Consider the following 11,527-nt stretch of genomic DNA (forward strand, 5'->3'; position numbering starts at 1 on the left):
CACAGGCTGATTCAAGCGTCTGTTCTCGCGACAGTGGCCGCGATATCCGCGGCTCGGCGTGCCTGCTCGACAGTGACCGGTTCGTGGGTGATGAACAGCCGGTGGAACAGCGGTGCGATGGCCAGCCGGATGATCTCGGTCGCGTCGATGTCGGGCGCGACCTCGCCACGGACGATCGCCCGCCGCACGATCTGCGCCGCCTCGTCGTGACGCGCGGCATAGAAGCCGCGCAGCGCGGCGGCGGCATCGGGGTGCTGCATGCCCGCCGCGACGAAAGCTGCTGCCACCGTGCCGGATTCGGGATCGGCGAAGCTCGCGCGCACCAGTTCGGTGAGTGCGCGCAGATCACCGACGAGGGAGCCGGTGTCCGGGATCGGCAACGACTGTTCCGCGGCGCGTTCCAGCGCGTCGGCGACCAAGCCCTCCGGGCCGCGCCAGCGCCGGTAGACGGTGGTCTTGTGGACCCCCGCTCGCTGAGCGACCGCGTCCACGGTGAGGCCCTGATAGCCCTGCTCGGCGAGTTCGGCCGTCGTCGCGTCGAGAACAGCCTCCCTGACCCGGGCACTCCGTCCGCCGGGGCGTCGTTGCGGTTCCAAAAACTACTCCCGTTGCGTTAGTCGGCTCGGTTTTGTAGGTTAAAGCTACATGAGTTGCGATTGGAGCATTGTTCGACCACTCGACGACTACCGCAGTGCGGTGTTCGTGGTGTCGCACGATCGGGCGTTGCGCCGTCGTTTCCGGGGAATACAGAAGGGAATTGAGGATCTTGGCTGAGATCGTGCAAGTGATCGCGGTGCCCGGCGCGCCTTACGGAATCACAGTCGGGCCCGATGGGGCGCTGTGGTTCACGCTGGTCGCGCAGGGCGTGATCGGACGATTCGCCGACGGGCTCGTTCGGACCTATCCGCTCGAGCAGTCCGACGGACAACCCACGGTGATCGTGGCCGGGGCCGGTAATACCTTGTGGTTCACCGAGTTCCACGGTGGTCGACTCGGCCGCATCACCGTCGACGGTGCGGTGACGAGCCAGTCCATGGAAGGCCCCTACGGTGCGTGCGTCGGGTCGGACGGGGCACTGTGGTTCACCGAGTTGCAGGCGGGTCGGGTCGGGCGACTCGGCGCGGACGGCGCCATCACCCGGGTCGAGGTCGACGGCATGCCCTCGATGATCACACCGGGGCCCGATGGGGCCGTGTGGCTCACGGTGAACCAGGGCAACGCCATCGCCCGGATCGACAACGACCTCGCGCTCCGGGTCCACCCGCTGCCCACGCCCGCGGCCGCACCGGTCGGCATCACCGCAGGTCCCGACAAGGCACTGTGGTTCACCGAGATCGGCGCAGGTGCCATCGGCCGGATCGACCTCGACGGCACCGTCAGCGAGTTCACCCTCCCGGACACCGAGGCTCGCCCGCACGCGATCGTGGCAGGCCGCGACGGTGCCCTGTGGTTCACCGAGTGGGCGAGCTGCCGTCTCGGCCGGATCACCACCGACGGCGAGATCACCCACCTCGACCTACCCGGCGCCGAACCGCACGGACTCACGGTCGACGCGGCCGGAGACCTCTGGGTAGCGATGGAATCCGGTGCGCTGGTGCAGGTTTCGCCGTGACGGCGGCGTCGAAACCTAGGGCGTGGTGAGCGCCTTGACCACCGCGGTGCCGAAGCCGAGGTCGTTGCTCGTCGGCATGCGGGTGTAGGTGCCGCCCGTCTGATCGGCGAGGGTCTGCAGGGTCTGGGTGCCCTGGCCGCCGATCACCACGACGTCGATGCGGATGGGTTTGCTCGAGGTGGTCGCCGCAGTGATCTGCTCGACCAGCGCGGTGCCGGTCAGCGTCGAGTCGTCGTCGGGGCCGTCGGTGATCAGCAGGATCGAGTTCGTGCGACCGGGGGAGTAACCGGCCACCGCGGCGCGGTAGGCGGCGAGCAGGCTCGGATAGGCCTGATCGGCGGTGAGCTGGCTCGGTTTCACCGCGGTGACCGCCGAGCCGACCGCGTTGCGTTGGGCGTCGGTGAGCAGATCGGTGGCCACCTGCGCCTTGTACGGGGTGGTGCCGTCGATGTTCTTGCCGAACGTCCACAGGCCGAGCCCGAAGTCGGGCGGCATCACCTGCAGTGTCGAGGCGACGGCGGCTATCGCGTTCGACAGGCGGGTGGTCGACCCCTCCGCGGTGCCCATCGACGACGACACATCGAGCAGGACCGTGGCGTTCACGCCGAGGACCGGATTCGTCAGCGTCGACTGCACCTTCGCCAACGCCGCGCGCGCCGGATTCGCCGGTGCCGAGCCGATGGCGGGCCCGAAGCCCTCGGTGGCAAGCGCGCCCGCCTGCTCCGGTGCGCGCAGGAAGTCGATGAACCGCGACGCGATCAGATTCTGGGTCTTGTCGACCCACGGACCCGACACCAGCGCCGCGGGGTAGTCGGCCAGCGGCGCGATGCCGATCGGCCGGAACGCGGTGAGCCCGCCGGTGCCGAGCTGCTGCTGGGTCGCGGCGACCGCGTGCACCTCGTCGTCGGTGGGATTCGCGCTGATCGCCGACATGGCGGTCGTCAGATCGGCCGGTGCCTGCGCGTCGGCGGCGAGCCCGGAGATCGCGGCAACGACCTGACCGGACCCGGCGGCCTGCTCGGTCAACGGCTCGGTCCCCGAGACCGAGGAACCGATCGCCGCCGCGGCGGCGGTCGTCGCGTCACCGGCGGGCAGCGCCATCCGCAGCCCGCCCCACCCGGTCAAACCGACTTCGTCGAGCGAGCCCTGCTGCAATCGCGGCAGGTCGGCCCAGGCGATCTGGTGCTGTTCGAGCGCCTGGCGCAGGGCATCGGGCACGGCGAGGACAATCGGGCTGGTAGCGATGGAGGCGGGCGTGCCCTCGATGAGACCGGGCACCCGGACGAGTTCGACCGACCGGCTCGAGTCGGCGATCCACAGCCCCGGCTTCGGCCCGAGCGCCGGATCCCACGCCGCGACATCGGCCAGACCGGCGCCTACGGCGGTCGATGGGCGCGCCGACACTTCCACCCGCGCGCAGTGGTCACGCACCCGCGGCTTGCTCGCGTTGTACCGTTCGGCCGCGGCGCGAACCGGACCTGCGATGGCCGGATCGACCGTGACGTCGAGCGACGCGGCCCCTTCGACGCACTCGGCAGCGGCGGCGACGTCTGTCGAATCGGCGCGATCGCTGAGTTGGAACCAGGCGAACACGGCCACGATCACCAGGACGAGAGCCGATGCCGCGATAACCGGACCCTTGCTGATACTTCGAGAACTGGTCCCGTTGCGATGCGTACCCACGCGGCAAGTTTAAGGACACCACGCGACAACACGGCACAGCGCATACCCGTCTGCATCACCCCAGGTCACGGCCTCGGTAAGAGCCCGACATGCCGAACGGACACGGGGCCGGGTGTCAGGCGACACCCGGCCCCGGCCGGTCATGGACGAATCACGCGACCACGGTCGTATTCACGACCGCCCCACACCCCCGACTGGCCGGTCTGGGCCGCGTACTCGGCGCACCCCGCGAGCAACGGGCAACCGGCGCAGATCCGGCGGGCGTAGTCGAAGTCCTGCGACGGGTACGGAAACCACGCCTCATGGTTGGGGTCGCCGCGGCAGGCAGCGCGGTGCCACTGCCCCGAATCGGACAGGGTCAGCAGTTCGGTCAGTGCGAGGTCGGTGGTGGTCACGGCGCGTACTCCTTCCAGATCCGGCGCTGCTTGCGGGCGAGCGGGTCGGGAGCCTTGGGCTCCCACAGCAGCCGCATTCCCGCCTCTTCCGGGGTGCGGTCGGCCTTGCCCGCATTGCACCGTGCGCAGCAGGCGACGAGATTGCTCCAGGTATTCGGTCCGCCCCGGCTGCGTGGGCGGATGTGGTCGACGGTGTGGGCCCAGTCGGCGCAGTAACCGCACCGGTGCTTGTCGCGACGCAGCACCCCGGCCAGCGTGGCGCGGCTGTCGTCACCGATCGGCGCCACGTGCGCCAGGTAGACGTAGCGCACCAACCGGATCGTCTCCGGCAACGCGATGACCAGATGCTGCGACCGGATCGGAAACCGCGGCGCCCGCTCGATCACGGTCTCGGCGGCGCCGCTGATCAGCAATGTCACGGCGCGGTCGGCGGTGATTTCGTCGAGGGCCTCGTAGCTGGCGTTCAGCACGAGCACCCTCGTGTGTATCCAGGTGTCGGAAGCGGGGGCCGTCGGGTCGACGGCATGACGAATCATCATGGGAATCACCATGTTTCGAGGAGAACGAACGTCAGGAGCAGAAAGAGGAACGGGCCGGTCAGGCCGCGAACAGGAGACGGCCGGAGCCATCGATACCCAGGCGCATGGCGCTGTGGGCCGAATTCGCGCGGCGATAGGTATGTTCCGAATCTTGCTGTGGCGCTTGCTGTTTCACGGCCGTCTCCTCCTCTCGATGCTGCTCGTCGGTTCCTCGCCCGATGCGAATCACCTGCGTGAAATCATGGTGGCATACCGCGTCCGAAATGTCGGCTGATTTATTTTTGGTCGGCGGCGACGAGTTCGGCGCAGCGCTCGCCGACGAGCATCACGGTGATGTTGGGGTTGACCGTGGTGTGCGCGGGGAACACCGAGGCGTCGGCTACGCGCAGACCGTCGACGCCCTTGACCCGCAGCTCGGGGTCGAGGGGACTCATCGGGTCGTCGACCGGACCCATGCGGACCGTGCCCACCGGGTGATAGACGGTGTTGTGGGTCAGGCGGACGTAGTCGGCCAGTTCGGCATCGGTCCGCACGTCCGGCCCCGGATACAGCTCACGCCGCACCCAGTCCGACAGTGGCGCTGTCGCGGCGATCTCGCGCGCCTTGCGCAGACCGGCGATCATCACCCGCATGTCGTGGCCGTCGGGATCGGTGAAGTAGCGCGGGTCCACCTTCGGCTTGTCCCGGAAGTCGCGCGAGCGCAACCGCACGGTGCCGCGTGAGCGGGCATGGGTGACGTTCGGGGTCAGGCAGAAGGTGTTCTCGGCGGTCGGGTAGCCCTGTCGCAGCGTGTGCATGTCGAAGGGGACGCTGCCGTAGTGCATCATCAGGTCGGGCCGGTCGAGGCCGTCTTCGGTCGTGGTGAAGATGCCCGCCTCCCACCATTGGGTGGAGCTGTCCACCATCGGTCGCGTCGTCTCGAAACCGATCACGCCCTCCGGGTGGTCCTGCAGGTTCGCGCCGACACCGGGAGAGTCGACGATCACCTCGATGCCGTTCTCGCGCAGGTGAACCGTGGGTCCGATGCCCGAGAGCATCAGCAGCTTCGGTGAGTCGATGGCGCCGGCGGAGACGATCACCTCATGGTTGGCGGTGATCCGGGTGGTGCGGCCGAACGCGTTGTCGGTGATGTCGACCCCGACGGCCCGCCCGTTCTCGATCACGATCTTCTTGGCCCAGGCGCCGGTCCGGACGGTGAGGTTCGGCCGGTCCAGATTCGGGTGCAGGTAGCTGACCGACGACGACGATCGCGTGCCATCGGAACGGCGGTTGATCTGAAAGAAGTTGGCGCCGTTGACAACTGTGTGCCCGGAGTTGAACTCGGCGCGCGGGATACCGGCCGCCTCGCACGCGTCGAGCAAGGCCACACCGCACGGATCGTTGGGCGGCACCGTCATGATGTTCACCGGGCCGCCGCGGCCGTGGTGCTCGCCGGGAGCGTCGTTGGTCTCGATCCGCGGATACAGCCGGTACACCGAATCGGCGCCCCAGCCGGTGGCGCCGTGCTCGCGTTCCCAGGAGTCGAGATCCTCGCGCGGAGCCCAGAACGCGATGCAGCTGTTGTGCGAGGAGCAGCCGCCGAGCACCTTGGCGCGGGCATGGCGCATGAACGAATTGCCGTTCTCCTGTGGCTCGATCGGGTAGTCCCAGTCGTAGCCCGATTCCAGCAGTTCCATCCAGCGATCGAGTCGCAGGATGGCCGGGTCGTCGACATCGGAGGGTCCCGCCTCGAGCAGACAGACGGTCACCGACGGGTCTTCCGACAGCCGCGACGCGACGGCCGCCCCCGCGGAACCGCCGCCGACAATCACGTAATCGTATGTGGTCACCGCTGTTCCTCCCGATCGGCGAACCAGCCGGTGACGCCCGGCCGGAGATTCTCGTAGACGTGCTTGGCCTCGCGATACTCGTGCAGCCCGGAAGGACCGAGCTCGCGGCCGACCCCCGAGCGGCCGAAACCACCCCACTCGGCCTGCGGCAGATACGGCCCGAAGTCGTTGACCCACACGGTGCCGTGCCGCAACCGGGCCGCGACGCGACGTGCGCGTGCGGCGTCACCGGACCACACCGCGCCCGCGAGACCGTACTCGGTGTCGTTGGCGATGGTGACGGCCTCGTCCTCGGTGGTGAAGGTTTCCACGGTCACGGTGGGCCCGAACGCCTCGTCGTGCACACACGCCATCGCGCGGGTGGCGCCGTCGATGACGGTCGGCAGGTAGAAATACCCGTTGTCGAGGTTGCCGGAGCCCGCGTCGCCGGTGGCGAAGGCGCCACCGGTGCGGATGACGGCACCCTCGGCGCGGGCCTGGTCTACATAGGCGTTCACCTTGTCGCGGTGGGCCGCCGAGATCAGCGGCCCGGTCTCGGTGCCCTCGGCGAACGGCAACCCGAGCCGGATCTGCTCGGCGCGGCGCACCAACTCGTCGACGAAGCGGTCGTGCGCCGATTCCTCGATCACCAGGCGAGCGCCCGCCGAACACACTTGGCCGGAGTGCAGGAACGCGGCGTTGAGTGCATTGTCGACGCTAGCGGCGAGCCGCTCATCGGTGTCGCAGGCGTCGGCGAAGACGACATTCGGATTCTTGCCGCCCAGCTCGAGCGCTACTTTTTTGACCGTGGCGGCCGCCTCGCGCGCGATGATCTTGCCGGTGGCCAGCCCGCCGGTGAACGAGACCAGGTCGACATCGGGATGCTCCGACAGCGGCGCACCCGCGCCGGCGCCCGCACCGAGCACCAGATTCGCTACCCCGGCGGGCACGTCGAGATCGTCGAGCACCTGCATCAACAGAATCGCGGTGTGGGGAGTCAGCTCGGCTGGTTTGAGTACGAACGTATTGCCGGCCGCCAATGCCGGGGCGACCTTCCAGGCCGCCTGCAACAGGGGGTAGTTCCAGGGTGTGATCAATCCGCAGACACCGACCGGCTCGTAGACCACGCGGGAGTCGATGTCGGGCGTGCCCGCGTCGACGACGCGGCCCGCGTCGTCGGCGGCGAGCTTGCCGAAATACCGGAAGCAGTTGGCGATATCGGACATGTCGATATCGGACTCGTAGGGTCGCTTGCCGGTGTCGAGGGTTTCGGCGCGCGCGAACTCGGCCCGCCTGTCGTCGATGGCGTCGGCGACGCGCAGCAGTAGGTCGCCTCGTTCGGCGGCGGTGGTCTTGCGCCACGGCCCGTCGTCGAAGGCCCGGCGGGCCGCGGCGATCGCGGCGACGGTGTCGCCTCGGTCTGCCTCTGCGACGATGCCGACGAGGGAATCGTCTGCTGGACAACGGATCTCGCGTGTCTGCCCGGACGCCGACGGTCGCCAGGAGCCGTCGATATAGAGGGTTTCGCTCATGATGGATCCCTTCACAGATCGCTGTCGGTGCTGTCGCCGGCTTCGGGCTCGTGGTGATCTGTCGCCGAGCGGCGCAGGTGCAGGTAACCCAGGTGGCGCTCGTATTGGTCGAGAATGTCGCCGATGATCTGCTCGCGGCTGTAGCCGTTGAGGGAGTAGCCCTGCGATCCCTCGGCGAGGTAGACCTCACAGCGGAAGTAGCGATCGTCGGACCGCTGGGCGAGCACGGCGTAGGTCGGGGCCGGTGCCGAAACCGGCCAGATGCCGTACTCGAAGCGGGGCTCACTGGCCTGATCGACCAGCAGACGCGGCGACGGCAGACCCTCATTCGATTGGGAATCGTCGATGGTCGCCGTCATGCCCATGTGCTCGAATTCCGCTGCGACATCGTGCATCGCCGGATCGACGGTGCCGGTGATGAATTTGCGCGTCGCGGCGGCTCCCGGGTAGTTGATGGTCGAGAGCAACCGGCGACGCCAACTGCTGAGTTCGGCCGGGCCACGGCCCGCGGCGAATGCCTTGGGCAGCGAGGTGCGGTAGCTGTCGAGCTTGAAGGACTCGTTGTGGACAGCGCGCAACAACGCGATGCCGATCAGCGCCAAGACGAACGAGAACGGCAACCCCATGATGATGGTGGCGTTCTGCAGGGTCGTGATGGACCCGCCCGCACCGGCGAACAGCATCGACAAGGTGAGCACACCGATCGCGGCCGACCAGAAGATCCGGGTGCCGGTGGCGCAGTCGGCCATCGGATCGGGCAGTTTCGAGGTGAAATTGCCCATGACCAGTGACCCCGAATCGGCAGTTGTCACATAGAAGAGCAGCCCGGTGATGGTCGCGATGCCGAACAACAGCGTCGCGCCGGGATATTTCTCGAGCAGGGAGTAGAAGCCGAGCTCGGCTTGGGCCGCGGTCTTCTCGGCGAAGGCGGTGTCGTCCCTGGCGGCCTCGAGTGCGCTGTTGCCGAAGATCGAGATCCACATCAGGGTGAAGCTGAACGGCACCACGAGCACCCCGAAGATGAACTGGCGCAGCGTGCGCCCGCGCGAGATGCGCGCCAGGAACAGGCCGACGAACGGGGCCCAGGCCACCCACCAAGCCCAGAAGAACAACGTCCAGCTGTCCAGCCAGGTCGTCGGCGTGTTCGCCGTCTCCGGATTGCGTTCCCAGGCGAAGGTGTCGAGGGTGCGGTCGGGGAAGGTCGACAGGTAGTCGCCCGCGTTCTGGGCCAAGCCGTTGAGCAGGAAAGAGGTATTGCCCGCCACCAGGATATAGATCAGCAGCGCGATCGCCATGATGACATTGAGCTCCGACAATCGCCGGATGCCCTTGTCGACTCCGGTGGTAGCCGAGATCGTGGTGATGGCGACCGACAGCGCGATGAGCCCGATCTGGGCGGCCTTGCCCTGGGAAATCCCGAACAGCTGGTTCAGGCCGTAGTTGAGCTGCACGATGCCGATACCGAGCGAGGTGGCGATGCCGAAGATGGTACCGAGCACCGCGGCCACGTCGATCGCGTCGCCCCACCGGCCGTGTACCCGCTTGCCGAAGATCGGATAGAGCGCGGCACGGATCGTCAACGGCAGGTTGTGCCGAAACGCGAAGTAGGCGAGCGCGCCGCCCATCAGCGCGTACATCGCCCAGCCGGTGATGCCGTAGTGGAAGATCGTCCAGGCCACCGCGTTGCGGGCGGTCGCGTTGGTGGCGGGCTCGCCGAGCGGGGGATGCAGGTAGTTGTAGACCGGCTCGGCGACCGAGAAGAACATCAGGTCGATGCCGATACCGGCCGCGAACAGCATCGACGTCCAGGAGAACAGGCTGTACTCCGGCCGCGATTCCTCCGGCCCCAGCCGATACCGGCCGTACCGGCTGGCGCCGAGGAAAACGACGAGGCCGAGGATGGCCGTGGCGAGCACGAAGTACCACCAGCCGAACCAGGTGGAGATGAAGGTCTTGACCGTGCCGACAACAGTCTCGGCGCTCTCCGGTGCGGCCAACGCCCAGATCCCGAAGGCGAGCACGGTGCCGGCCGCGAGCCCGAAGACCGGTTTGTTGACCGAGCGCTGCCCGGCTACGGGATGTACCGGGACCACGTCCTGCGCGGTCCCGGTAGGTGGAAGTTCAGTGCCGTTGCCTCCGGGTTTGCTGACACCGCCCATGCGAGGCAGGCTAGTTCGTTCTCGCCCGTAGATCGGGGACCTTCACCGGTTGCCGACCTCGTGTTCCAGCCCTCGCGAAAGCCCACACGACGAGACCGGCCACGGCGTAGACCGCGCCGGTCACGCAGGAGGCCCACCACCCCCACGAGGTGTACGACCACGCGGTCGTGATCGCGCCGAGGGCCGAACCGAGGGAGTAGCAGGCCATGTAGGCGCCGATGACGCTGCCCGCGCGGTCGGGGTGCGCGGTGGTCAGCAGATGCTGGCTGCTCACGTGCACCGCTTGGACGGCGAAGTCGAGCACGATGATGCCGATGACCAGCGATGCCAGGCTCGGACCGGTCCGAGCGATCAGCAGCCAGGATACGGCGAGCGAGAGCAGCGACCACCCGGTAACCGACGGGGCGCGACCGGCATCTGCCCATCTACCGGCTCGTCCCGCGCCGAGAGCTCCCGCGAGTCCCACCACTCCGAACAACCCGATCTCGGTGGTGCCGAAAGTCCAGGGTTCGGCGCCGAGCGGGAGCGCCAGGCCACTCCAGAGGGTGCCGAAGGAAGCGAACAGGAAAAAGGTGATCAGGCCCCGGCTCAGGAACAGTCGATCCGTCGCCACGAGGTGTCCCATCGACCGCAGAATCTGGGTGTATCGCTGGCCGGATGTTCTGACGTCGGGGTCCAGGCCACCTCGGGTGGCGAGTGCGAGCGTCGCGCAGAGCACGGCGAGCAGCACATAGACGGATCGCCAGCCGAGCGTGTCACCCAAAACTCCCGCGACGACCCGGGCGCCGAGGATGCCGATCACCACACCTGATGTGACGGCGCCGATATTGCGGCCGCGTTCACCCGGCGCCGACGCGGCGGCGACATAGGCCACCGTCACCTGCACGACAACCGCGAAGAATCCGGCGATGGCGAGCCCTGCCACCGCGCAAATGCCGTTCGGCGCGGCTGCGGTGATCGTGGCCCCTACCGCAGTGAGCGCCAGCATTCCGCCGATGAGCCGACGCCGATTCACCACATCGCCCAGCGGTACCAGCAGAATCAGCCCCGCGAAGTACCCGATCTGCCCAGCGGCGACCAACAGCCCCGATGACCCCGGTGACAGCCCGAGTTCGGCGCCCGCCGGCTCGAGGACCGGCTGGATCGCGTAGATCGTCGACACCGCCACGGCGCAGACCGACGCCAGCACCAACCGCTGTGTTCGCGTGACTCCCGATGCCATCCGTCCTCCGCTTGGTAGCAATATGAAACCAATTCACGGTAAGGCAGAATGGTTTCGAATTGCAACCCACAAGGAGGTGGCCATGGCACCGGCATCGGGCGCCGAACGTGAATGGACCGACCCCACCTGCCCGGTCGCCAGAACCGTCGACCTGGTGGGCGACCGGTGGAGCCTGCTCATCGTGCGTGACGCCATGAACGGACCGGCTTCGTTCACCGAGTTCCGGCAGCGGCTCGGCATCGCGCGCAACATCCTCGCCGACCGACTCCGCCGACTCGTCGAGGACGACATCCTCCGCACCAGCGCCACCCCGAGCGGCAAGCGTCACGTCTACGAGCTGACTCGCGCCGGGCAGGACCTGTTCACCACCATCGTCGCGCTACGGCAGTGGGGCGAACGCCATGCCTTCGCCGAGGACGAACCCCGCTCGACGCTGGTGGACCGTGACGGGAGACAGCTCGCCGAGCTGTCTCCCCGCGATCGGTCCGGTGCGGTGGTCACCGCCGACACCACCGGTGTGCGCCGAGTGGACTGAGTCCACGCCTCGACCCTCGCCGGTGACCGTCCGAACTTCTCA

Annotated in this window: 11 protein-coding genes; 3 read left to right on the top strand and 8 right to left on the bottom strand. The window is 67.9% G+C overall.

Translation table 11 applies throughout. The features are described from left to right. Positions 1 to 11 precede the first annotated feature (11 nt). Positions 12 to 596, bottom strand: coding sequence for a TetR/AcrR family transcriptional regulator (locus NS1_RS22430; protein WP_062987450.1), 585 nt, complete (start codon positions 594 to 596; stop codon positions 12 to 14). Between the two features lie 161 nt (positions 597 to 757). Here NS1_RS22430 and NS1_RS22435 point away from each other — a divergent pair, with 161 nt between their 5' ends. Continuing rightward, positions 758 to 1,612: a Vgb family protein gene (locus tag NS1_RS22435; RefSeq protein ID WP_063816234.1), complete on the top strand. Its 855-nt coding sequence runs from the start codon at positions 758 to 760 to the stop codon at positions 1,610 to 1,612. A 15-nt stretch (positions 1,613 to 1,627) separates the two neighbouring features. Here NS1_RS22435 and NS1_RS22440 read toward each other — a convergent pair whose 3' ends face one another. From NS1_RS22440 to NS1_RS22450, 3 genes are all read right to left on the bottom strand, one after another. After that, positions 1,628 to 3,295, bottom strand: a complete 1,668-nt coding sequence (locus NS1_RS22440; RefSeq protein ID WP_063816235.1) for a vWA domain-containing protein — start codon at positions 3,293 to 3,295, stop codon at positions 1,628 to 1,630. 140 nt (positions 3,296 to 3,435) lie between these two features. Further along, complete coding sequence (locus tag NS1_RS22445; protein ID WP_056817644.1) at positions 3,436 to 3,690, bottom strand: WhiB family transcriptional regulator; 255 nt, start codon at positions 3,688 to 3,690, stop codon at positions 3,436 to 3,438. Continuing rightward, the gene (locus tag NS1_RS22450; RefSeq protein ID WP_157125344.1) at positions 3,687 to 4,229 is read right to left on the bottom strand and encodes an HNH endonuclease; all 543 of its coding nucleotides are present in this window, start codon (positions 4,227 to 4,229) and stop codon (positions 3,687 to 3,689) included. Before NS1_RS22450 ends, NS1_RS22445 begins: the two co-directional genes overlap by 4 nt. On the opposite strand from NS1_RS22450, the gene NS1_RS40190 reads away from it, so the two are divergent. Further along, positions 4,228 to 4,503, top strand: a complete 276-nt coding sequence (locus tag NS1_RS40190) for a hypothetical protein (RefSeq protein ID WP_157125345.1) — start codon at positions 4,228 to 4,230, stop codon at positions 4,501 to 4,503. The two genes, NS1_RS22450 and NS1_RS40190, sit on opposite strands and share 2 nt — an antisense overlap. Position 4,504: 1 nt before the next feature. On the opposite strand, the gene NS1_RS22455 is transcribed toward NS1_RS40190, so the two are convergent. From NS1_RS22455 to NS1_RS22470, 4 genes are read right to left on the bottom strand one after another with little or no spacing between them, the layout of a single operon-like run. After that, a complete protein-coding gene (locus tag NS1_RS22455; RefSeq protein WP_062987451.1) occupies positions 4,505 to 6,058 on the bottom strand; it encodes a GMC family oxidoreductase in 1,554 nt (517 codons plus the stop codon). Continuing rightward, complete coding sequence (locus tag NS1_RS22460; RefSeq protein WP_062987453.1) at positions 6,055 to 7,569, bottom strand: aldehyde dehydrogenase family protein; 1,515 nt, start codon at positions 7,567 to 7,569, stop codon at positions 6,055 to 6,057. The genes NS1_RS22455 and NS1_RS22460 overlap by 4 nt, the downstream gene beginning before the upstream one ends. An 11-nt stretch (positions 7,570 to 7,580) precedes the next feature. After that, positions 7,581 to 9,728, bottom strand: coding sequence for a choline BCCT transporter BetT (gene betT / locus NS1_RS22465; protein WP_084503917.1), 2,148 nt, complete (start codon positions 9,726 to 9,728; stop codon positions 7,581 to 7,583). A gap of 10 nt (positions 9,729 to 9,738) precedes the next feature. Beyond that, complete coding sequence (locus tag NS1_RS22470; protein ID WP_062987454.1) at positions 9,739 to 10,950, bottom strand: MFS transporter; 1,212 nt, start codon at positions 10,948 to 10,950, stop codon at positions 9,739 to 9,741. An 82-nt stretch (positions 10,951 to 11,032) separates the two neighbouring features. Here NS1_RS22470 and NS1_RS22475 point away from each other — a divergent pair, with 82 nt between their 5' ends. Further along, on the top strand, positions 11,033 to 11,485 hold the full coding sequence (locus NS1_RS22475) for a winged helix-turn-helix transcriptional regulator (RefSeq protein ID WP_062987457.1): 453 nt from the start codon (positions 11,033 to 11,035) through the stop codon (positions 11,483 to 11,485). Positions 11,486 to 11,527: the final 42 nt, after the last annotated feature.

Source organism: Nocardia salmonicida NBRC 13393, from assembly GCF_001613085.1.
Lineage (GTDB): Bacteria > Actinomycetota > Actinomycetes > Mycobacteriales > Mycobacteriaceae > Nocardia > Nocardia salmonicida.